Raw genomic sequence first — 21,865 nt, 5'->3', positions numbered from 1 at the left:
GGCTCCGGGCGCCGGGATATAACAACCTTGTTAGCGCTAACATCCCATCGGTTTCCTCCCCCACCCGGAAGGACCAGATCCGCGATGTCGCCCTCCCCCAACCGCCGCAGCCTGCTCAAGGCCACCGGCGTGCTGGCCCTCGCACCGACCGCCGCTCTCGCCTCCACGGCCACGGCGTCGTCCGCGGCGGCGGCCGAAGCGACGGCGGCGGCCGCCGTCGGCTCCTCGACGCAGCCGTTCGACCTCGGCCAGGTCCGGCTCACCGCCGGCCGGCTGCGCGAGAACCAGGACCGCACGCTGGCGTACCTGCGGTTCGTCGACGCCGACCGCCTGCTGTACAACTTCCGCGCGAACCACCGCCTGTCCACCAACGCCGCTGCCGCGAACGGCGGTTGGGACGCCCCGGCGTTCCCGTTCCGCACCCACGTGCAGGGGCACTTCCTCAGCGCGTGGGCCCAGGCCTACGCCGGGACGGGCGACACCGTCTGCCGGGACAAGGCCGCGTACACGGTCGCCGAACTGGCCAAGTGCCAGGCCAACAACGCCGCGGCGGGCTTCTCCGCCGGATACCTCTCCGGCTTCCCGGAGAGCGACTTCGCCCAGTTGGAGGCCGGCACCCTCAAGAACGGCAACGTGCCCTACTACTGCGTCCACAAGACCATGGCCGGTCTGCTCGACGTGTGGCGCCTGATGGGCAGCGCCCAGGCCCGGGACGTCCTGCTGGCCCTGGCGGGCTGGGTCGACCGGCGCACCGCCGCGCTGTCGCAGGGCCAGCTGCAGGCGCAGCTGGGAACCGAGTTCGGCGGCATGAACGAGGTCCTGGCCGACCTCCACCTGCGGACCGGGGACGCCCGCTGGCTGACCGTCGCCCAACGCTTCGACCACGCCGCCGTGTTCAACCCGCTGGCGGCCGGCCAGGACCAGTTGAACGGCCTGCACGCCAACACCCAGGTGCCCAAGTGGATCGGCGCCGTCCGCGAGTACCTGGCCACCGGGACGGCCCGCTACCACGACATCGCCTCCAACGCCTGGAACATCTGCACCACCGCGCACAGCTACGCCATCGGCGGGAACAGCCAGGCCGAGCACTTCCGCGCCCCGAACGCCATCGCCTCGCAGCTGACCAACGACAACTGCGAACTGTGCAACTCGTACAACATGCTCAAACTCACCCGCGAGCTTTGGCAGTTGGACCCGGGCCGGGCCGCGTACTTCGACTTCTACGAGCGCACCCTGCTCAACCACGTGGTCGGCGCGCAGAACCCCGCCGACCCGCACGGGCACGTCACCTACTTCACCCCGCTGAAGCCCGGCGGCCGCCGGGGCGTCGGTCCGGCCTGGGGCGGCGGCACCTGGAGCACCGACTACGACTCCTTCTGGTGCTGCCAGGGCACCGGCGTGGAGTCCAACACCAAGCTGGCGGACTCGGTCTACTTCCACGACGGCACCACGCTGATCGTGAACCTGTTCGTGCCCACCGTCCTCACCTGGGCCGAGCGCGGCCTCACGGTCACCCAGACCACCGCGTACCCCGCCGAGGACACCACCACGATCAAGCTGTCCGGCAGCACCGGCGACACCTGGTCGATGCGCGTCCGCATCCCGGCCTGGACGTCCGGCGCCACCCTGAGCGTCAACGGCGCCGTGCAGAACGTCACCGCCGCGCCCGGCGGTTACGCCGTCCTCACCCGCGCCTGGGCCTCCGGCGACACGGTGACCGTCAAGCTGCCCATGCGCGTCGCGCTCGCGCCCGCCAACGACAACCCGGACGTCGCCGCCGTCACCTACGGCCCGGTCGTGCTGTGCGGCAACTACGGCAGCACCGCCCTCGCCGCGCTCCCGGCCCTGAACCCGGACTCGATCACCCGCAACGGCACCACGGGCCTGTCCTTCACCGCGACCGCCGACGGCTCCCCCGTCGCCCTGGGCCCGTTCCACGACGCGCAGGGCTTCAACTACACCGTCTACTGGAACACCAGGAGCAGCGGGTTCCGGCTGCTCAACGCGGGCAGCGGACTCGTGCTCGGCGTGCAGGACATGTCCACCGCGGACGGCGGGCGCGCCCTGCAGTGGGCCGACAGCGGCACCGCCGACCACGACTGGGGGCTGCTGGTCGACGGCACCGCGCTGCGGCTGCGCAACGCCAACAGCGGCAGGGTGCTGGGCGTGCAGAACATGTCCACGGCCGACGGCGCCCCCGTGCTCCAGTGGGCGGACAACGGCACCGCCGACCACCGCTGGACCGTCGTCGGGACGGCCGACGGCTCGCACGGCCTGCGCAACGCCAACAGCGGCAAGCTGCTCGGCATCGCCGGCGGCTCGACGGCCCAGGGCGCCTTCGCCGCGCAGGTCCCGGACACCGGTGCGCCGACCAGCCGGTGGTGGTTCCTCCCGACCGGCACCCGGCGCGTCCAGAACGTCGGCAGCGGACTGCTGCTGGGCGTGCAGAACATGTCGACCGCCGACGGCGCCCTCGTGCTCCAGTGGGCGGACAACGGCACCGCGGACCACCTGTGGACCGCGGTGGTCGACTCCGGCGGCTACCTGCGGCTGCGCAACGCCAACAGCGGCAAGGTCCTCGCCGTGGAGGGCGGCGCCACGGCCAACGGCTCCCGGGTCGTCCAGTGGGCCGACGACGGGGCCGCCGACCACCGCTGGCGCCTGGCGCACGGCGGCGGCGACACCTTCCGCATCCGGTCCGCCGTCAGCGGCCGCGTGCTCGGCGTCTCCGGGGCGTCCACCGCCCAGGGGGCGCAGGTCGTGCTCTGGGACGACAACGGCACGTCCGACCACCTCTGGCGCTTCCTCTGACGGAACCGCCCCTCGGGGCGGAACGGCCCCGGGCGGCCGGACGGTGGTCCGGCCGCCCGGGGCCCGGGGCTCAGCGGACTCCGGTCAGCGGGGAGGGCGTCCAGCCGGTGAAGGCGGCGCCGTCCAGGTGGAGCGCGACGGCTCGGCTCTGCAGGGCGCCGGGGGTGGTGGCGGTGCCCCAGGATCCGGTGACGAGCCGCTGTTCCAGGGCGTGCAGGCCCGCCACGATCTCGGCGGTGGTGAAGTTGCAGTGCCCCTGCCGGGCGACGTACGCCTGCCGGAGCAGGTCCCCCCTGCCTGCGGCCTGGATCCGCGCGGCGTAGGCGTTCTCCTGCTCGACCGGGACGAGCTGGTCGGAGGTGGTGTGGAGGGACAGCATCGGGACGCCGAGCGAGCTGACGGTGGAGCTGGCGGTCAGGTTCGCCCGGGCGGTGGCGGAGCCGGTGATGGTGGCGCCGGCCGTGAGGGCGGCGGTGTCGGCGTTCAGGTCGAGCCCCGCCGCGGCGTACAGGGCCCGGACCTCGTCGGCGTGCCAGGACTTGTTCAGCACCGCGGCGTAGTCGACGCCCCGGGTGGAGGACGGGTTGCCGCCGGCGGACTGCTCGACGGCGTAGCGGCCGGGGACGATGAAGTTCAGCACGCCCTGCTGCAGCCACTGGTACTGCTGGGCCTGCTGGCCGGCGTAGTCGGCGGGGGCGGGCGGGGCCTGGTTCGGCGCCCAGGCCGACTGGTTGAGGTAGGCGGCGGCGAGGGCGATCCGGGCGCGGCCCGCCGGGGTCTGCTGGGCGGCGTTGACGGCGGCGGTGAGCCGGTCGGCCAGCGCGGCGGCGGCGGCCTGGCTGGGCAGGTCGACCAGCAGCGGCAGGTCGGCGCGGTCGAAGAACCAGGCCAGGGTGTACTCGGCGTCGAGCTGGTAGTCCTCCAGGTCGACGCCGCCGGCGACGAGTCCGCACAGGTTCAGCGCGCCGTCGACGCGCCCGGCGCCGTCGCGGGCGATCCGGGCGTTGACCAGGCCGCCCATCGAGGCGCCGACGGTGACGACGTGGGCGGGCCGGCCGGCGGTGCTGCCGAACGCGGTGATGGTGGCGTACTGGTCCTGCTCGGCGGACTTGAGGGCCCAGGCCGACCCGTTGGGGTCGTAGGAGGAGCCGGCCAGGGCGTAGCCCTCGGCGAGGAGTTCGGCCTTGGCGGCGTCGGACGGGGCGTCGGCGGCGGTGAGCGGGCCGAAGCCGTGGCTGAACAGCAGCAGGACGCCGTTCCACCGGGCGGGCTTGTCGGCGATCCAGGTCGCGCCGTCCGGCAGAGTGCCGCTGTAGTGGGTGGCCGTGGTGGTGGCCGGGGCGGCGGCGGCCGGGGCGGTGGCGGCGAGCGGTGCGGTGAGGGCGAGCGCGGTGGCGGCGCACAGCGCGGCCAGGGCCCGGCGGGGCGATCGGGTCATGGAGGGCTCCATCACGGTGGGGTGGGTGGGGGCGCAGGGCCTAGTGGGCGGGCGCCGGCTCCGTGGCCGCCGCCCGGCCGCGCAGGGCCAGCAGTGCGAGCACGGCGGAGAAGAGCGCGGCGCAGCCGCAGACCACGAAGCCGACCGAGTAGCCGGCGCCGAGCGCGTTCTCGGCGAGCGGGTGCAGGGCGGAGAGCTTCGGCGCGTTCGACGCGCCGTTGACGGCCAGCGGGCCGCCCTCCTCCAGGATCGCGGTGCCCGCGCCCTTGAGCGGGGCGGGCAGGTCGGAGGCGCCGAGGGCGGTGGTGAAGTGGTCGCCGGCCCGGCTGAGGGCGATCGCGCCGATCACGGCGGGTCCCAGGGTGAAGCCGAAGTCGCGCAGCAGGTTGGTGGTGGCGCTGGCCATGCCGGCCAGGTGCGGGGGCACGGTGGTGACGGCGGTGGCGGTGACGGAGGAGACGGTCACGGCGAAGCCCAGGCCGACCAGGGCGAGCGGCGCGATCAGCGGGGCGAAGGAGTGGTCGTGGACCGGCAGGGCCGCCGCCCAGTAGTTGCCGGCCGCGATCAGCAGCAGGCCGGAGCCGAGCAGCAGGCGCGGCGCGACCGCGTTCAGCAGCCGGTGGGTGACCGGCAGCATGGCCAGGGCGATGCCGTTGAGCAGCAGGAAGGCCATCGCGGTCCGCATGGGGGGCAGTTCCTGGACGGGGCCGAGCCGGATGCTGACCGAGTAGGCGGTGCCGAGGAAGCTGAACATGCCGACCACGGCGATGACGGAGGCGACCGCGAAGGAGCGGTTGCGGAACAGGTCCAGGCGCAGCAGCGGTGAGGCGGCCCGGAGTTCGGCGACCACGAAGCCGGCCAGGCCGAGCAGGGCGAGGACGAAGGCGGCGAGCACGGGGGTGGAGGTCCAGCCGTCCTCGGGGCCCTGGATGATCGCGTAGAGCAGGGCGAACAGGCCGACGCCGATGGTGATCTGGCCGGCCGGGTCGAGCGAGCGGCCCTCGGGGGCGCGCGATTCGGTGGCGAAGGCCGCGCTGATCGCGGCGCTGGCCGCGCCGACCAGGGTGACGACCACGAAGGCCCACCGCCAGGAGCCGTAGGTGGCGGTGATGCCGCCGATCAGCGGGGCGACGAAGCCGCCGGTGGAGAGCAGGGCGGCCCACAGCGCGACGACCCGGGCCCGCTCAGCGGTGGAGGCGGCGCCGGCGGCGAGGATCGCCAGCGAGGTCGGGAAGAGCGCGGCGGCCCCGAGGCCGGCCAGGGCCTGGCCGACCCAGAGCTGGTGGATGCCGGAGGCCGTGGTGCTGACGATCTCGCCGGCGGCCAGCAGCGCGGCCCCGCCGACCAGCAGCCGCTTGCGGCCCAGCAGGTCGCCGAGCAGGCCGAAGGTCAGTTCCAGCACCGCGACCGGCAGCAGGAAGGCGTCCGAGATCCACGTCAACTGCGAGCCGACGGGGTGCAGTTGGCTCTGGAAGAGGCCGTTGAGGGTGGCCGGGATGGCCAGGCCGATCTGGGCCGTGCAGACGGCCAGCAGTCCGGCGACGAGGGTGCCGCGCCGGAGGGCGGGTCTGCCCTGCTCGGTGCGCGCGGTCGGGCGGGTGGAGGTGGACATGGGTGCTTCTCCTGGGGAGGGCGCGAGCGGGGATGCGGTGGGGCCCGGGCGAAGGCGGTGGCCGGGGGCCGGAGGGGCGGCGTTCGCACGGAGGGGAACGGCGGGGCACCGGACGGGGGGGCCGGTTCGAGTGGGCGCCGAAGGGGCGGGGTACCGGCCGTGCGGCGAATGTAGGGCTACTCTTTGTCGGCCGTCAATAATCTGCACAAGATTGGCCGCCGCTCGCCACCCGCCCGCCGCCCGCTCCGCGCTCCGCCCGCACCGCCAGCACCGCCAGCACCGCCAGCACCGCCAGCCCAGACGCCGAACGGCGCGAGCGGCCGCCCCGGTCGGGGCGGCCGCTCGCGCCGTTCGGGCGGCTCGCGCCGGGCTCAGGCGTAGAAGCGGTAGACGGCCTGGGCCACGACCGCCGGCTTGGCCTCGCCGTCGATCTCGATGGTCAGGTCCACGGTCACCTCGGCGCCGCCCTTCACCTCCGCGACCGAGGCGATCGCGCCGTGGGCGCGGATCTTGGCGCCGACCTTGACCGGCGAGGGGAAACGGACCTTGTTGAGCCCGTAGTTGACGGCCATCGCGACGTCCTCGACCTGGAGCAGTTCGCTCCACAGCGGGATGAGCAGCGAGAGCGTCAGGTAGCCGTGGGCGATCGGGGCGCCGAACGGCCCCCGGGCGGCGCGTTCGGGGTCGGTGTGGATCCACTGGTGGTCGCCGGTGGCGTCGGCGAAGGTGTTCACCCGGTCCTGGGCGATCTCCAGCCACTGGCTGTGGCCGAGGTCGGTGGCGCCGAGGGCGAGCAGGTCGGTGAGGCCGTGGACGGTGCGGGGCACGTGGGGGTCCTTCCTGGGGCGCGCCGGGCGCGCGGGGAGCGGGGTCAGGCGTGCCCGTGGGCGGTGCGGATCGGCCCCTTGAGGAGCTTGCCCGCGCCGCTGCGGGGCAGTGCTTCGGTGAAGCGCACGGACTTGGGGATCTTGTAGCGGGCCAGCCGGCCGTCGAGGTGGGCGAGGATCTCCTCGGCGCTCGCGGTGGCGCCGGGCTGGAGCACCACGACGGCCCGGCCCACCTCGCCCCACCTCTCGTCGGGGACGCCGAAGACGGCGCACTCGGCGATGGCGGGGTGTTCGAGCAGGGCGTCCTCCACCTCGGCGGGGTAGATGTTCTCGCCGCCCGAGATGATCATGTCCTTGAGGCGGTCGACCAGCCGGACGTAGCCGTCCCGGTCCTGGACGGCGATGTCGCCGGATCGGAACCACCGGCCGTCGTGGTAGGCGTCGGCGGTCTCCCGCGGCAGCCCCCAGTAGCCGGGGGTGACGTTGGGGCCGCTGACCACCACCTCGCCGGGTTCGCCGGTGCCGACCTCCTCGCCGGCCGGGTCGAGCAGCCGGACGTCGGTGAAGAAGTGCGGCACGCCGGCGGTGCCGGCGTGTTCCAGGGCGTCCGCCCGGTCGAGCAGCAGCACGCCGGGGGCCGTCTCGGTCATGCCGTAGCCCTGGACGAACGCCAGCCCGAGGTCGAGGTAGCTGCGCATGGTGCGGGCGGGCACCGGCGCGCCGCCGCACATCAGGTTGCGCAGGCTGCTCAGGTCGGCCCCGGCCCAGCCGGGCGCCTGGGCCATCGCGTCGTACATCGCCGGGACGCCGAACAGGCAGGTGATCCCGAGCCGTTCGATCAGCGCGAGGGTCCGCTCGGCGTCGAAGCCGGACTCCAGGACGGCGGTGCCGCCCTTGAGGAGGGTCGGCAGGCAGGTCATGTTGAGCGCGGCGGTGTGGAACAGGGGGGCGCTGACCAGGGTGACCTCGTCGCCGGCGAGGTCCACGTCGACCACCACGTTGAGGCTGTTCCACACGACGTTGCCGTGGGTCAGCAGGGTGCCCTTGGGCCGGCCGGTGGTCCCCGAGGTGTACATGATCATGCACAGGTCGTCGTGGGTCACCGGCAGGTCCGGCACCTCGCCGGGGGCTCCGGCGAGCAGCGCCTCGAACTCCTCCCCCTCGACTTCCCACACCTCGGCGTCCCGGGACAGGTCGTCGAGCAGGGCGGCGTCCTGGCGCACCGCCAGCAGCAGGGTGCTGCCGCAGTCGCGGAGCTGGTAGCGCAGCTCCGGCGGGGCCAGCCGGGTGTTGAGGGGGACGAAGACGGCGCCCAGCAGGCCCGCGGCGAAGAGGGTTTCGAGGAAGGCGGGGTGGTTGGGGCCGAGGAAGGCGATCCGGTCGCCGCGCCGCACCCCCCGCAGGTGCAGCAGCCGGGCCAGGCTGCTCGACCGGCGGTGCAGTTCGGCGTAGCTGGTGGACCGGCCCTCGTGGACCAGGGCGGTGCGGTGCGGTGTCTTACGGGCCCGGCGGGCGGGCCAGGAACCGATGCCGTCGTTGTGCAACGCGGGACTCCTCCGTCTGCGTCACTGCTGCTTGTCGAGGCCGAGCAGGCGGGCGGCGTTCTGCTTGAGGATCTTCGGCCGCACCTCGTCCTTGATCGGCAGCTTCGCGAAGTCGGCGAGCCAGCGGTCGGGGCTGATGAGCGGGTAGTCGGAGCCGAACAGCACCTTGTCCTGGAGCAGGCTGTTGGCGTACTGGACGAGCTGCGGCGGGAAGTACTTGGGCGACCAGCCGGAGAGGTCGATGTGGACCTGCGGCTTGTGGGTCGCCACCGCCAGCGCCTCGTCCTGCCAGGGGAAGGACGGGTGGGCCAGCACGATCGGCATGCCGGGGAAGTCGGCGGCGACGTCGTCCACCAGCATCGGGTCGGAGTACTTGAGCCGGATGCCGCCGCCGCCGGGCGCGCCGGCGCCGATGCCGGTCTGGCCGGTGTGGAAGACCGCGATGGCGCCGGCCTCCTCGATCGCCTCGTACAGCGGGTAGGCGAGCCGGTCGTTCGGGAAGAAGGCCTGCACGTTGGGGTGGAACTTGAAGCCGCGGACGCCGAACTCCTCGACCAGGCGGCGGACCTGGCGCGCCCCGGCCCGGCCCTTGTGCGGGTCGATGCTGGCGAACGGGATGATCACGTCGGGGTTGTCGCGGGCGGCCTCGGCGACCTCCTCGTTGGGGACGGCCGGGGTGCCGGTGGCGGCCTCGGCGTCCACCGTGAAGACCACGCAGGCCATCTTCCGCTCGCGGTAGTGGGCGGCGATCTCCGGCAGGGTCGGCCGGCGGTGGTCGGCGTGGAAGTAGGCGCCGGCCGCGGCGTCGAGTTCGGCGGAGAGCGAGCCGTGCCCGTTCGCGGAGACCTCGGCGTGGGTGTGGACGTCGATGGCGACGAGTTCGTCGAGCCGCAGGCGCGGCTGCCGGGGGGTCATCGGGGGCCGCCGCTCAGATCCGCGGGGCGGGGATGCCGTAGGTCTCGGGCGTCCGCCCGACCGAGACGGGCCAGGCCGCGGCGATCGCGTCGGCGCTCCAGCCGCCGTCCGCGTAGGCCACCGAGACCTCCTGCGGGTGCGACCAGAGGGCGAGCTTGTCGCCGCCGATGCCGATGCACTGGCCGGTGACGGCCCCGGAGGCGTCCGAGGCGAGGTAGACGACCAGGGAGGCGACGTCCTCGGGGGTGCCGAAGCCCTCGCCCTTGCGCAGGCTGTCCGGCAGCGGCGTGCCGTGCTGCTCCAGCGCCTCGACGTGCGGGGCGAAGGCGGGGATGGTCTTGGTCATCGCGGTGGCGGCGACCGGGATCACCGCGTTGGCGGTGATGCCCGCCCTGGCCAGCTCCATCGCCCAGGTGCGGACCATGGCGGCGATGCCGGCCTTGGCGGCGGCGTAGTTGGTCTGGCCGAAGTTGCCGCGCTGGCCCGCCGGGGAGCCGGCCACGATGACGCGCCCGCCCTCGCCCTGCTCGCGCATCCGCGCCACGGCGGCGCGCACGCAGGTGAAGGTGCCGCGCAGGTGGACCTGGACGACGGTGTCGAAGTCCTCGTCGGTCATCTTCCACAGCACCCGGTCGCGCAGCACGCCGGCGTTGGTGACCATCACGTCCAGCCGCCCGTACGCCTCCACGGCGCGGGCCGTCAGGGCGTCGGCGGTCTCCGCGGAGCCGACCGCGCCGACCTGGGCGACCGCCCGGCCGCCGGCCGCCTCGATCTCCTTCACGGCCGCGGCGGCGGCCTCCGCGTCCACGTCGTTGACCACGACCGCCGCGCCGGCGGCGGCCAGCGCCTTGGCGTAGGCGAGTCCGAGGCCGCGACCGCTGCCGGTGACCACGGCGACCTTGCCGTTCAGATCCATGAGGGCTTCTCCTTCGAGGGGCGGAACGGGCCCCAACTTAGGCAGCTTGATGTCTGCCGTCAAGATACTGCCAAACATTGCGGTCCCCGCTCCTCCGGCCCGGGCCCGGGTCCTAGGCTGGGCCCGTGATCGATCTCGACCCCGCCCCGCGCCCCCAGTCCCTGATGCTCACCTTCTTCGGCGTCCACGTCCTGGGGCGGGACGTCGCCCTGTCCTCCGGCTGCGTCATCGAGATCTTCGAGCGGGTCGGCGTCACCGAGGAGGCGGTGCGCTCCACGCTGACCCGGATGGTCAACCGGGGGCTGCTCGCCCGGCACCGGCAGGGGCGCAAGATGTACTTCGGCCTCACGCCGCGGGCCGTCTCCGTCCTGCAGGACGGGCACGACCGGGTCTGGAGCACCGGGGCGGTCAACCGGCACTGGCGGGGGCAGTGGACCCTGGTCGGGTTCTCGCTGCCGGAGGCCTGGCGCCGCCAGCGCCACGACCTGCGCTCCCGGCTGACCTGGGGCGGCTTCGGACCGCTGCAGAACGGCCTGTGGGTGGCGCCGGGCGAGGTGGACGTCGCCGCGCTGCTCGGCGACCTCGACCTCGACGCCCACCTGCGGGTCTTCCGGGGCACGGTGCTGGCGCCGACCGAGGTCGCGCAGGTGGTGGAGTCCGCCTTCGACACCGAGGCCATCGCCGCCGGCTACCGCGCGTTCCTGGAGCGCTGGAGCGGCCCCGCGACCGGGCCCGACGACCCCATGAGCCGCCAACTCCTGCTTCACACCGACTGGTTGGAGCTCGTCCGACGGGATCCCCACCTGCCCGCCGAGCACCTCCCGGCCGACTGGCCGGCGATCCGGGCCGAGGAGCTGTTCCGCACCATCGCCCGGCGGGTCGCCGCCGCCGCGGGCCAGGAGGCCGCCCGGCTGATGGACACGCTCGCCACCGGGTGAGCGCTCACAGGTCGAGCACGAGCCGCTCCTCCAGGCAGCGCGAGACGCAGACCATCATGCTGGCGGACTCCGCCCGCTCCGCCTCGGTGAGCAGCGAGTCCCGGTGCTCCGGGCGCCCCTCCAGGACGTCGGTCTCGCACGTCCCGCAGGTGCCCTGCCCGCAGGAGTAGAGGACGTCGACCCCGGCCCGGCGGACGGTGTCGAGCACCGAGGCGTCCGCCGGCACGGTCAGCGTCAGCCCCGAACGGGCCAGCACCAGGGTGAAGGCGCGGTCCGGACCGGCCCCGGCCGGCTCGCGCGGCTGGAACCGCTCGACCCGGGCGGGCGCCCGCCCGGTCCGCTCGCAGTGCCGCTCGACGGCCTCCAGCAGCGGGCGGGGGCCGCAGCAGTAGACCTCGGCCCGCGGGTCCAGGGCGTCGAGGTGGGCGGCCAGGTCGGGCCGGCCCGTCTCGTCCCGGGGCCGGAGCAGGACGCGCGGCCCGTAGCGGTCGGCGAGCTGCCCGGCGAAGGCCATCGAGGCGCGGGAGCGGCCGGCGTAGAGCAGCGTCCAGTCGGCGCCGGCCTCCTCGGCAGCGGCGAGCATCGGCACCAGCGGGGTGATCCCGATGCCGCCCGCGACGAACAGGTACCGCGGGGCGGGCCGCAGCGCGAAGTGGTTGCGCGGGCCCCGCACCCGGACGCCCGCGCCCTCGCGGAGCGTGTCGTGGACGAGGGCGGAGCCGCCGCGCCCGCCGGGTTCGCGCAGCACGGCGACGGTCCAGGCGGTGCGCTCGGCCGGGTCGCCGCACAGCGAGTACTGGCGTTCCAGCCCGTCGCCGAGCAGCAGGTCGAGGTGGGCGCCGGGCGTCCAGGCGGGCAGCGGGGCGCGGTCGGGGCGGGCCAGGGTGAGCGAGACGACGCCCTCGGCCTCGTCCCGGCGGCCGGTGACGACCAGGTCCAGGGTCTGTTCGGGCGCGGTCACCGCGGCCCTCCTTCCGGCGGCGGGGCGGCGTGGCGGGGGTGGTCGAGCAGCCAGGTCCACGCGGTGACCGGGTCCGGCAGGCCGCGGCGGGCGCCGCAGAAGCAGCGGGCCTCCAGCACGTCGCCGCCCGGCAGCCAGTCGACGCGGTACACCGGGCGCTCCGGGTCGCCGCTCACGCGCCCGCCCGGTCGGTGCCCGCGGCGGCCAGGGCGGCGAGGATCCGGCGGGCGGCCAGCGCGCCGGTGTCGATGTTGATGCTGAGCTCCTGGTAGGGGCCGGGCTCGCCGTCCAGGGCGCGCTGCAGCAGGTTGAGGGCGTCCACGTCCTGCATGACCACGGTGTGGTTGAAGTCCCGCAGGAACGCGGTGACCTCCTCGTCGTCGAGCGCGAAGTCCCGCGAGACCGCCCAGAAGTCGTAGACCCTGCCGGGCGCCGACGGGGTGATCGCGTAGGTGATCTCGGTGCGGAAGACCGGCGCGGGCTGCCCGACCGGCGTGATCCGGCTGTGCAGCAGGTACAGGCAGGGCGCGAAGTACTCGATGTCCTGGAGCCGGCTGATCCGGCCCTCGATGCCGGTGGAGCGGGCGTAGAACGGCGGGCACTCGGCGTCGAGCATGTGCCGCGAGACCCGGACGACGCCGCCCTCCTCGTCCACCTCGGTGGTGATCGGGGTGGCGGCCACCTCGGGGGTGCCGATGTACCCGCCGTGCAGGTACGTCTCGTGCGAGAGGTCGAGCAGGTTGTCCACCAGCAGGCCGTAGTCGGCGTCGATCGGCTCCATGCCGCGCACCGTCGTCATCGCCGGGTCGACCAGGTGCGGGGCGCGCGGGACGCGGCCCTCGTCGGCGGCGGCCGGGTCGCCGACCCAGATCCACACCAGCGAGTCCCGCTCGACCACGGGGTAGGCGGCCACCCTCGCGGTGCGCGGCACCCGGGTCTGCCCGGGGACGGACACGCACGCGCCGGTGCGGTCGTAGGTGAAGCCGTGGTAGCCGCACGTGATGTCGTCGCCCTCCCGGCGGCTCTCGGAGAGCGGGAAGCGGCGGTGCACGCAGCGGTCCGCCAGGGCGATCGCCCGGCCGTCCCGCCGGGAGCGGTAGAGCACCACGGGCTCGCCGAGGATCGTGCGGCCGAGCAGTTCCTCGCCGACTTCGGTCGCGTACGCGGCGACGTACCACTGGTTGCGGGCGAACAGGGTCATGGGGAGCCGTCCCTGGGGTGGGTGGGGTTCAGCGGGATGCGACGAGGCTCCCAGCGCGCCCGCGGGCCGACAACGGGACTTCCGTCAGGCGAAAGGCTCCGCCCGGGCCGCCACTGGGGCGCGTCTGACGATTCGCGTCGCACGGCGCGCGGCGGGAATCGTCAGACGGGCCCCAGCGCCCGGGAGATGCCGCGCGCCGCGAGCCGCACGGCCGGTCCGAGCGCGGCGGCGCTGCCCGGGGCGCGCACCACGACGGAGACCGCCGCGACCACCGCGCCGTCCGGACCGCGGACCGGGGCCGCCACCGACAGCGCGTCCTCGGTGACCTGGCGGTCGCTCACCGCCAGGCCGGTGGTGCGCACCTGGGCCAGCATCCGGCGCAGCCGGTCCGGGTCGGTCACCGTCCAGGGGGTGAAGGCGGCGAGTTCGGCCGCCAGGTAGGTCTCCTGGAAGCCGGCCGGGGCGTGCGCGAGCAGGGCCAGGCCGACGCCGGTGGCGTGCAGCGGCCAGTGCGCGCCGAGCCGGGTGCGCACGCCGACCGAGGAGCGGCCGGCCAGGCGTTCCACGTAGACCGCGTCGCCGTCCTCGCGGACCGCCAGTTGCACGTTCTCGCGGGTCGCCTCGTACAGGTCCTCCAGGAACGGCAGGGCGGCCTCGCGCAGCACCGGTCCGCGCGGGGCGAGCGTGCCGAGTTCGAACAGGCGCAGTCCGACGTGGTAGACGCCGTCGGCGTCCCGTTCCAGCGCGCCCCAGCCGGTGAGCTCGGACAGCAGCCGGTGCGCGGTGGGCAGGGAGAGGCCGGCGCGCCGGCTGATCTCGGTGAGGGTCAGGGCGGGGGCCGCCCGGTCGAAGGCGGCCAGCACGGACAGCAGCCGCCCGGCGGCGTTGGTGGCCGGTGTCTGGAGGGTCATGGGCGCGACCGTAGGGCATCGGACGGCGTTCGAACAGGGGTGGCTCCGGGGCCGCCGGGCCGGTGGTCCCGGCGGGCGCGACCGGCGCGGATCCCCCCGGCCCGGCGCGGATCGCCGGGGCGGCGGGCCCGCCCGCTACTGAACGGTCGTCAATTCCTGGCTGTTTACCGCCTCTTGACGTGACCACCGCCCGGCTGGCTTCATTGGGGCGGATGGGAGCGCTCCCACATCACTTCGGGCTCCCACCCCGCACCCCCTCCCCCACACAGGAAGGCTCCCACCCGTGCCTCCGATCACCTCAGGCCGCGGGCTGCCCCGGCGCGCGGCCGCCCTGCTCACCGGCCTGACGCTGGCCGCCGGCGGCGTCACCGCCACCGCGCTCGTCCCGGCCACCGCCGGCGCCGCCACCGTCAGCGCGGCCGGCGCCGGCGCGGCCACCGACTTCCCCGTCCGGGTCAACCAGCTCGGCTACCTCCCGGACGGCCCCAAGCGGGCCACCGTGGTCAGCTCGGCGACCGCCCCGCTCGCCTGGCAGCTGCGCGACTCCTCCGGCGCGCAGGTCGCGGCCGGCACCACCACCGTGCACGGCGCCGACCAGGCGTCCGGCCAGTCCACCCACCTGGTGGACTTCGGCGCGTACACCGGCACCGGCACCGGCTTCACCCTGGCCGTCGGCGGCCAGGCCAGCCACCCGTTCGACATCTCGGCGTCGCTGTACGACGGGCTGCGCGCCGACAGCCTGAATTTCTTCTACCAGCAGCGCAGCGGCATCGCGATCGACGCGAGCCTCGCGGGCGGCAGCGCGTACGCCCGCCCCGCCGGGCACCTGGGGGTGGCGCCGAACAAGGGCGACACCAGCGTGCCGTGCCAGGCCGGGGTGTGCGACTACCGGCTGGACGTCCGCGGCGGCTGGTACGACGCCGGCGACCAGGGCAAGTACGTGGTCAACGGCGGCATCGCGACCTGGGAGCTGGTCAACTCCTTCGAGCGGGCCCGCCGTTCGGGCGGCGACGCGGCCCTCGGCGACTCCACGCTGCGGGTGCCCGAGCGCGGCAACGGCGTGCCGGACGTGCTGGACGAGGCCCGCTGGGAGCTGGACTTCCTGCTGCGGATGCAAGTTCCGGACGGCAAGCCGATGGCCGGCATGGCCTTCCACAAGATCCACGACGCGCAGTGGACCGGTCTGCCGACCCGTCCCGAACTCGACGACCAGCAGCGCGAGTTGCACAAGCCGTCGACCGCCGCCACGCTCAACCTGGCCGCCACCGCCGCCCAGTGCGCCCGGGTCTACGCGCCCTACGACAGCGCCTTCGCCGCCCGCTGCCTGGACGCGGCCCGCCGCGCCTGGACGGCCGCCAAGGCCAACCCGAACGTGCTCGCCCCGGCCACCGACAGCACCGGCGGCGGCGCCTACGAGGACGCCGACGTCTCCGACGAGTTCTACTGGGCGGCGGCCGAACTCCTCGCCACCACCGGCGAGTCGCAGTACCGGGACGCGGTGACCTCCTCGCCGCTGCACACCAAGCCGGTGGACGCCTTCTGGTGGGGCGGCACCGCGACGCTCGGCCGGATCACCCTGGCCACCGTGCCCGGCGTGGCGCTGCCCGCCGACGACGTGACCCGGCTGCGCGGCCTGCTGACCACCGCCGCCGACGGCTACCTGTCCACCATGGGCGGCCAGGGCTACGCGGTGCCGCTCGCCCCCGACGGCTACGTGTGGGGCTCCAACAGCTCGGTCGCCAACAACGCGATGGTGCTGGCCGTCGCCTACGAACTGACCGGCACCGCCCGCTACCGCGCCGGCGCGCTGGAGACGATGGACTACCTGCTGGGCCGCAACGCCCTGGACCGCTCCTACGTGAGCGGCTACGGCGAGCGCGCCTCGGAGAACGAGCACCACCGCTTCTGGGCGCACCAGAACGACGCCTCGCTGCCGCACCCGCCGGCCGGCTCCTTCGCGGGCGGCCCGAACTCCGGCCTGCAGGACCCGATCGCCGAGGCCCAGCTGGCCGGCTGCGCGCCGGCGGCCTGCTACGTCGACGACATCGGCTCGTACTCGACCAACGAGGTGGCGATCAACTGGAACGCCTCGCTGGCCTGGCTGACCGCGTTCGCCGCCGAACGGCGCGCGGCCCCGGCGACGCCCGCCGTGCAGGTGACCCCGGCGGCGGTGACCGTCCCCGAGGGCGGCTCCGCGGCGGTCGCGGTGAAGCTCTCGGCCGCGCCCGCCCAGAACGTGACGGTGACGGTCGTCCGCACCTCGGGCGACACCGACCTGTCGGCGACCGTCTCCTCGCTGGTCTTCACCCCCGCCAACTGGGCGACCGCGCAGCAGGTTCCGCTGTCGGCGGCGCAGGACGCGGACACGGCGGCGGGCAGCGCCCTCTTCACGGTCGGCGGCTCCGGCGTCCAGTCGGCGACCTTCACGGCGACCGAGGCGGACGACGACAGCGCGCCGCCGGTGGCGTCCTGCGCGGTGGCGTACAGGGTCGACAGCTCCTGGGGCAACGGGTTCACCGCGACGGTGACGGTGAAGAACACCGGCGCCTCGACCGTCTCCGGCTGGACGCTGGGGTGGAGCTTCGGCGGTGACCAGCGGATCACCAACGCCTGGAACGCCGCGGTGTCCCAGTCCGGCGGCACCGTGACCGCGCGGGACGCCGGGTGGAACGGCACCCTGGCGCCCGGTGCGAGCGCGAGCTTCGGCTTCCAGGCGACGTACTCCGGCGGCAACGCGACGCCGGCCCGGTTCACCGTGAACGGCGCCGACTGCGCCTGAACCGGGGCCCGGCCGCCGGTCCCCGGGGAGGCTCCCCGGGGACCGGCGGCCGGGCCGTCACGGCGTCAGCCCAGCTTCCACTGCTGGTTGCTGCCGCCGCTGCAGCTCCACAGCTGGACGGGCGTGCCGTCGGCGGTGCCCAGCCCGGCCACGTCCAGGCAGAGGCCCGACTGCACGCCGGTGACGGTGCCGTTCTGGTTGACCTGCCACTGCTGGTTGGGCTGGCCGTTGCAGGTCCAGACGATCGCCCTGGTGCCGTTGGCGGTGCCCTTGGCCTCGGCGTCCAGGCAGAGGGTGGCGCCGCCGACGGTCACGGTCAGCTGGTTCGACGCGGTGCGGGTCCAGGTCTGGTTGGCGGCGCCGTTGCATCCGGCGATCTGCTGCTGGGAGCCGGCCGCCGTGCTCGGGTCGGTCAGGCACTTGCCCGCGCCGAGCGCGCGCAGCTGGCCGGTGCCGCCGCCGGCGGGGGCCGCCGCGTCCAGGCCCATGAAGTGGATCGCGTTGGCGGCCATCCCGGCGCCCTGGACCGGCAGTTGGTGCCCGGCGCCGGCGATGCTGTACGCCTCGACCTGGGTGGTGCCGGCGCCGTTGTTGTAGCGGGTCCTGGTCCAGCCGGAGGCGGGGGTGTCGGTGGCCGACGGCGTCTGGCTCACGCCGAGGACGTCGGTCCACTGCTTGATCTCCTCGCGGAGGTTGTTGTAGTTGAGGATGGTGTCGGCGGTGCCGTGCCACAGCTGCACGCGCGGGCGCGGGCCGGTGTAGCCGGGGTAGGCGCCCCGCGCCAGGTTGCCCCACTGCTGCGGGGTCATCGAGACCTGGCCCTGCGCGCAGGGCGCGTTCCAGCCGCGCACCGAGGCGGTGTAGAAGCAGTGCTGGGGCACGCCCATGAACGCCGCGCCCGCCTTGAACACGTCGGGGTAGTCGGCGAGCATCACGTTGGTCATCATGCCGCCGGAGGACTCCCCGGTGACGTACACGGCGTTGGGGTTGCCGCCGTAGTGCTGCTCGGTGTAGGTGATCATCGACATCAGCCCGACCGGGTCGCTGCCGCCGCCCCGGGTGAGCGCCTGGTCGGAGGAGACGTCCCAGCAGCTGCCGCTCGGGCTGGTCGAGGGGTAGATGACCAGGAAGCCGTACTGGTCGGCCAGTTGGGCGAAGTCGGTGCTCGAGTACAGGTAGGGGCCGGTGCCCTGGCAGCCGTGCAGGGCGAGCAGGACGGGCGGGTTGGGCTTGACGGCGGCCGGCACGTACAGGTGCATGGCCAGGCCGGTCGGGTTGGTGCCGAAGTTGGTGACCTGGGTCAGCGAGGCGGCGGCGGCCTGCGGGGCCGCCTGCAGGCTCAGGCCGACCGCGAGGCCGACCGCGGCGGCGATGCCGAGGAGGCGGGACGTGAGCGAGCGTGATCGGAACATGGGACCTCTCCGTCGGGGTTGCCATGCGGGTGAAGGAGGCTCCGGTCGCCACCGCCGAGAGGACGCCTCCGATGCTCGGGGCGGTCCGCCGCGGCCGTCAACGGCCTGCCGCGGCCTCGTGACGGCGGGTCCGGTGGCACCTCCGCGACCTGCGGGTTCGCCTCCGGCCGGCCGGTGTTCCCGCCGCGCGCGGTGAAAGTTGCACGATCCGGTCCGGCGCCCGGCACCGGGGACGGGTGCGGCGGGGAACCGGTGGGGTGGGCGGGTCGGTCACCGGGTGGCCCGGGCCGCCGTTCCGAAACCTTTCGCTTCACCGGTCATGGATTGCCGACCAGCATGGCGGGAGACCGCGACGAAGTCCACCGGGGTGCGGCAAGCCTATTGACCTCGCGTCAGCCGGAGGGCTGCCGACCGGCGCCTGACCGGCCGACTTGCCCGGATCGGGGGAGGTCGATTGTTTCCGATCGTTTCACCGTTCATGTCGAAACCGTTGACAGCCCGTCCGGCGCGGACCAACACTGTCGCCATCGACCCGTCCGAGCGGCCCGGGATCGGAGCCTCGGCCGGACAGGCCCGAAGGCGCCGTCCCCCCTCGGGCGACGCGACCCCGGCGCCGGGACGGTTCCGTCGGCGGCACCGGCGGCCGTCGCGGCACGCACCGGCTCCGCCACCCCCCGCAGACCAGGAGCCGGTCGCGCCGGAGGTCGACCACCGCGTATCCCCGTTGGAGGTTCTCCCGGACCGCCAGGAAGGACACCTGCTCCCCCCGTGAATTGTTAGCGCTAACGGAAAGGTCGGCGGCCCGGGCGAGCCGCCGGTCCCGACCGGTGCGCGAACACCTCCCCCCACCCACGAGGAGAAGATTCCGTCATGCCACGGTTCCACGAGTCCGTCCGTCTCCGCACGGCCCTGGCCGCGACCGCCTGCCTGATCGCGGGCGCGGTCGGCAGCGTCGCCGCGATCCCCGCGGCCTCCGCCGCCGGGCAGACCACGCTCGGCGCAGCAGCGGCCGGCAGCGGCCACTACTTCGGCACCGCGGTCCCCGCGGGCAAGCTCGGCGACTCGACGTACAGCAGCATTCTCGACCGGGAATTCAACATGATCACCCCGGAGAACGAGATGAAGTGGGACACCATCGAGCCCTCCCGGGGGTCGTTCAACTTCGGACCCGGCGACGCGATCGTCAACCACGCCACCGCGCACGGCCAGCGGATGCGCGGCCACACCCTGGTCTGGCACAACCAGCTGCCCGGCTGGGTCGGCTCGATCAACGACGCCAACACCCTGCGCAGCGTGATGAACAACCACATCACCCAGGAGATGTCCCACTACAAGGGCAAGATCTACGCCTGGGACGTGGTCAACGAGGCGTTCGCCGACAACGGCAGCGGCCAGCACCGCAGTTCGGTGTTCCAGAACGTGCTGGGCAACGGCTTCATCGAGGAGGCGTTCCGCACCGCGCGGAACGTCGACCCCGCGGCCAAGCTCTGCTACAACGACTACAACATCGAGAACTGGTCGGACGCCAAGACCCAGGGCGTCTACAACATGGTCAAGGACTTCAAGTCCCGCGGCGTGCCCATCGACTGCGTCGGCTTCCAGAGCCACTTCGGCAGCGGCGGCGCGCCCGCCAGCTTCCGCACCACGCTGTCCAACTTCGCCGCGCTCGGCGTCGACGTCCAGCTCACCGAGCTGGACATCGCCCAGGCGTCGGCCAGCGCGTACGCCGGCGCCGTCCAGGCCTGCCTGGACGTCGCCCGCTGCACCGGGATCACGGTCTGGGGCATCCGCGACAACGACTCCTGGCGCACCGGCGAGAACCCGCTGCTGTTCGACAACAACGGCAACAAGAAGGCCGCCTACACCTCGGTGCTCAACACGCTGAACAACGCCGGCGGCGGCAGCGGGACCCCGAGCGACGGCATCGTCTCCGGCACCGTGTACACGCTCACCGACGTGGCGGCCGGGCGCGTCCTGGACGAGCCCGCCGGGCAGAACGGCAACGGCACCCAGCTCCAGGTCTGGGACGCCAACGGCACCGCCGCCAACCAGCAGTGGCGGGCCACCCAGAACGGCGACGGCAGCTACACGCTGACCAACATCGCCAGCGGCAAGGTGCTGGACGAGCCGGGCAGCCAGACCGCCAACGGGACGCGGTTGCAGGTCTGGGACGCCAACAACGGCGCCAACCAGCACTGGCGGGCGGCCCGCAACGGCGACGGCTCCTACACGCTGACCAACGTCGCCAGCGGCAAGGCGCTGGAGATCCCCGGCGGCCAGACCGCCAACGGCTCCCCGGTCCAGATCTGGGACTCCAACGGCGGTGCCAACCAGCACTGGAACTTCAAGTGAGCTGAGCCGCCCGGGTCCTGAGCGGCCCCGGTCCCGATCCGCCCCGGAGTCCGCTCCGCCGCGGACGGGCTCCGGGGCCACCACCCCACCGGGGCCACCGCCCCACCCCCCTCCGACGCTGCCGCCCGACGACGCTGATTGTTAGCGCTAACATCGCCGTCGGGCGGCAGTCCCACCCGTTCCCCCAGGAGTAAGAGAACCCCCATGCGCAGACGAAGTTCCCGCCGCACGCGGCTGCCCGCCCTGCTCACCGCCGTGGTCGCGGCCGTGGCCGCACTGGCCGCGATGCTGGTCGCGGGCCCCGCCCAGGCGGCCACCACCGGCGCCCTGAAGAGCGTCTCGTCCGGCCGCTGCCTCGACGTCGCGGGCGGCAGCCAGACCGACGGCGCGCTGCTGCAGGTCTACGACTGTTGGAACGGCACCAACCAGCAGTGGACGCTGACGTCCACCAACCAGCTGACCGTCTTCGGCAACAAGTGCCTGGACGTCCCCAACCACGCCACCACCGCCGGCACCCGGGTGCAGATCTGGGCGTGCAGCGGCGGCGCGAACCAGCAGTGGCAGGTCAACGCGGACGGCACGGTCACCGGCGTCGAGTCCGGGCTCTGCCTGGACGTCACGGGCGGCGCCACCGCCAACGGCACCGCCGTGGAGCTGTGGACCTGCAACGGCCGCAGCAACCAGCAGTGGACCGGCCTGAGCGCGAGCACCCCGACCACGCCCCCGCCGTCCGGCACCACCTGCCCGCTGCCGTCGACCTACCGGTGGAGCTCCACCGGCGCCCTGGCGCAGCCCGCCAACGGCTGGGCCGCGGTGAAGGACTTCACCAACGTCGTCTACAACGGCAAGCACCTGGTGTACGCCTCGGACGTGAACGGCTCCTCGTACGGCTCGATGGCGTTCGCCCCGTTCACCAACTGGTCCGACATGGCCTCCGCCGCCCAGACCGGGATGAGCCAGTCCGCGGTGGCGCCGACGCTGTTCTACTTCGCGCCCAAGAACATCTGGATCCTCGCCTACCAGTGGGGCGCCTGGCCGTTCATCTACCGCACCTCCAGCGACCCGACCAACCCCAACGGCTGGTCCGCGCCGCAGCCGCTGTTCACCGGCAGCATCCCGAACTCCGGCACCGGCCCGATCGACCAGACCCTGATCGCCGACGACCAGAACATGTACCTGTTCTTCGCCGGTGACAACGGCAGCATCTACCGGGCGAGCATGCCGATCGGCAACTTCCCCGGCAACTTC

General features: G+C 73.9%; 16 protein-coding genes. 5 read left to right on the top strand and 11 right to left on the bottom strand.

The features are described 5' to 3' along the window. The first annotated feature begins 84 nt into the window (after positions 1–84). Positions 85–2,811, top strand: a complete 2,727-nt coding sequence (locus OO48_RS20975) for a beta-L-arabinofuranosidase domain-containing protein (protein WP_033218573.1) — start codon at positions 85–87, stop codon at positions 2,809–2,811. Between the two features lie 70 nt (positions 2,812–2,881). Here OO48_RS20975 and OO48_RS38960 read toward each other — a convergent pair whose 3' ends face one another. From OO48_RS38960 to OO48_RS20945, 6 genes are all read right to left on the bottom strand, one after another. Continuing rightward, complete coding sequence (locus OO48_RS38960; RefSeq protein ID WP_033218571.1) at positions 2,882–4,249, bottom strand: hypothetical protein; 1,368 nt, start codon at positions 4,247–4,249, stop codon at positions 2,882–2,884. A gap of 40 nt (positions 4,250–4,289) precedes the next feature. Then, positions 4,290–5,861: an MFS transporter gene (locus OO48_RS20965; RefSeq protein WP_033218570.1), complete on the bottom strand. Its 1,572-nt coding sequence runs from the start codon at positions 5,859–5,861 to the stop codon at positions 4,290–4,292. A 371-nt stretch (positions 5,862–6,232) separates the two neighbouring features. Further along, positions 6,233–6,688: a MaoC family dehydratase gene (locus OO48_RS20960; RefSeq protein ID WP_033218567.1), complete on the bottom strand. Its 456-nt coding sequence runs from the start codon at positions 6,686–6,688 to the stop codon at positions 6,233–6,235. A 44-nt stretch (positions 6,689–6,732) separates the two neighbouring features. Continuing rightward, positions 6,733–8,232: an acyl-CoA synthetase gene (locus OO48_RS20955; RefSeq protein ID WP_033218565.1), complete on the bottom strand. Its 1,500-nt coding sequence runs from the start codon at positions 8,230–8,232 to the stop codon at positions 6,733–6,735. Between the two features lie 21 nt (positions 8,233–8,253). Then, positions 8,254–9,147 (bottom strand): amidohydrolase family protein, encoded by an 894-nt coding sequence (locus OO48_RS20950; protein WP_033218560.1) that lies wholly within the window; start codon positions 9,145–9,147, stop codon positions 8,254–8,256. 13 nt (positions 9,148–9,160) lie between these two features. Further along, positions 9,161–10,063, bottom strand: coding sequence for an SDR family NAD(P)-dependent oxidoreductase (locus tag OO48_RS20945; protein ID WP_033218558.1), 903 nt, complete (start codon positions 10,061–10,063; stop codon positions 9,161–9,163). Between the two features lie 125 nt (positions 10,064–10,188). On the opposite strand from OO48_RS20945, the gene OO48_RS20940 reads away from it, so the two are divergent. Beyond that, positions 10,189–11,001 (top strand): PaaX family transcriptional regulator, encoded by an 813-nt coding sequence (locus OO48_RS20940; protein ID WP_033218557.1) that lies wholly within the window; start codon positions 10,189–10,191, stop codon positions 10,999–11,001. Positions 11,002–11,005: 4 nt separating this feature from the next. Here the strand turns inward: OO48_RS20940 and OO48_RS20935 are convergent, their stop codons facing one another. The 4 genes from OO48_RS20935 to OO48_RS20920 all read right to left on the bottom strand — a co-directional run bounded on the left by OO48_RS20935 (position 11,006) and on the right by OO48_RS20920 (position 14,074). Then, positions 11,006–11,962 (bottom strand): PDR/VanB family oxidoreductase, encoded by a 957-nt coding sequence (locus OO48_RS20935; RefSeq protein ID WP_033218556.1) that lies wholly within the window; start codon positions 11,960–11,962, stop codon positions 11,006–11,008. Next, positions 11,959–12,138, bottom strand: coding sequence for a hypothetical protein (locus OO48_RS20930; RefSeq protein ID WP_033218554.1), 180 nt, complete (start codon positions 12,136–12,138; stop codon positions 11,959–11,961). The genes OO48_RS20935 and OO48_RS20930 overlap by 4 nt, the downstream gene beginning before the upstream one ends. Next, a complete protein-coding gene (locus tag OO48_RS20925; protein WP_033218552.1) occupies positions 12,135–13,163 on the bottom strand; it encodes an aromatic ring-hydroxylating oxygenase subunit alpha in 1,029 nt (342 codons plus the stop codon). The genes OO48_RS20930 and OO48_RS20925 overlap by 4 nt, the downstream gene beginning before the upstream one ends. A 161-nt stretch (positions 13,164–13,324) precedes the next feature. Further along, the gene (locus OO48_RS20920) at positions 13,325–14,074 is read right to left on the bottom strand and encodes an IclR family transcriptional regulator (protein WP_033218550.1); all 750 of its coding nucleotides are present in this window, start codon (positions 14,072–14,074) and stop codon (positions 13,325–13,327) included. Between the two features lie 283 nt (positions 14,075–14,357). Here OO48_RS20920 and OO48_RS20915 point away from each other — a divergent pair, with 283 nt between their 5' ends. Continuing rightward, positions 14,358–16,853, top strand: coding sequence for a glycoside hydrolase family 9 protein (locus OO48_RS20915; RefSeq protein WP_033218548.1), 2,496 nt, complete (start codon positions 14,358–14,360; stop codon positions 16,851–16,853). Positions 16,854–16,918: 65 nt separating this feature from the next. Here OO48_RS20915 and OO48_RS20910 read toward each other — a convergent pair whose 3' ends face one another. Further along, a complete protein-coding gene (locus OO48_RS20910; protein WP_033218547.1) occupies positions 16,919–18,265 on the bottom strand; it encodes an extracellular catalytic domain type 1 short-chain-length polyhydroxyalkanoate depolymerase in 1,347 nt (448 codons plus the stop codon). A gap of 870 nt (positions 18,266–19,135) precedes the next feature. On the opposite strand from OO48_RS20910, the gene OO48_RS20905 reads away from it, so the two are divergent. Continuing rightward, positions 19,136–20,617, top strand: coding sequence for a glycoside hydrolase family 10 protein (locus OO48_RS20905; RefSeq protein WP_033218546.1), 1,482 nt, complete (start codon positions 19,136–19,138; stop codon positions 20,615–20,617). A gap of 204 nt (positions 20,618–20,821) precedes the next feature. Next, positions 20,822–21,865, top strand: a 1,044-nt coding sequence (locus tag OO48_RS20900; protein WP_033218542.1) for a non-reducing end alpha-L-arabinofuranosidase family hydrolase, incomplete at its 3' end; no start/stop codon positions are given.

It is taken from the genome of Kitasatospora phosalacinea, from assembly GCF_000716545.1.
Lineage (GTDB): Bacteria > Actinomycetota > Actinomycetes > Streptomycetales > Streptomycetaceae > Kitasatospora > Kitasatospora phosalacinea.
The sequence above is the reverse complement of the archived record's forward strand: the minus strand, read 5'-3'. Positions and strand labels throughout refer to the sequence as shown.

Coding starts and splice junctions, on each gene's coding strand:
- OO48_RS20975 (WP_033218573.1), top strand. CDS start 85: ATGTCGCCCTCCCCCAACCGCCGCAGCCTGCTCAAGGCCACCGGCGTG.
- OO48_RS38960 (WP_033218571.1), bottom strand. CDS start 4,249: ATGACCCGATCGCCCCGCCGGGCCCTGGCCGCGCTGTGCGCCGCCACC.
- OO48_RS20965 (WP_033218570.1), bottom strand. CDS start 5,861: ATGTCCACCTCCACCCGCCCGACCGCGCGCACCGAGCAGGGCAGACCC.
- OO48_RS20950 (WP_033218560.1), bottom strand. CDS start 9,147: ATGACCCCCCGGCAGCCGCGCCTGCGGCTCGACGAACTCGTCGCCATC.
- OO48_RS20945 (WP_033218558.1), bottom strand. CDS start 10,063: ATGGATCTGAACGGCAAGGTCGCCGTGGTCACCGGCAGCGGTCGCGGC.
- OO48_RS20925 (WP_033218552.1), bottom strand. CDS start 13,163: ATGACCCTGTTCGCCCGCAACCAGTGGTACGTCGCCGCGTACGCGACC.
- OO48_RS20920 (WP_033218550.1), bottom strand. CDS start 14,074: ATGACCCTCCAGACACCGGCCACCAACGCCGCCGGGCGGCTGCTGTCC.
- OO48_RS20910 (WP_033218547.1), bottom strand. CDS start 18,265: ATGTTCCGATCACGCTCGCTCACGTCCCGCCTCCTCGGCATCGCCGCC.
- OO48_RS20905 (WP_033218546.1), top strand. CDS start 19,136: ATGCCACGGTTCCACGAGTCCGTCCGTCTCCGCACGGCCCTGGCCGCG.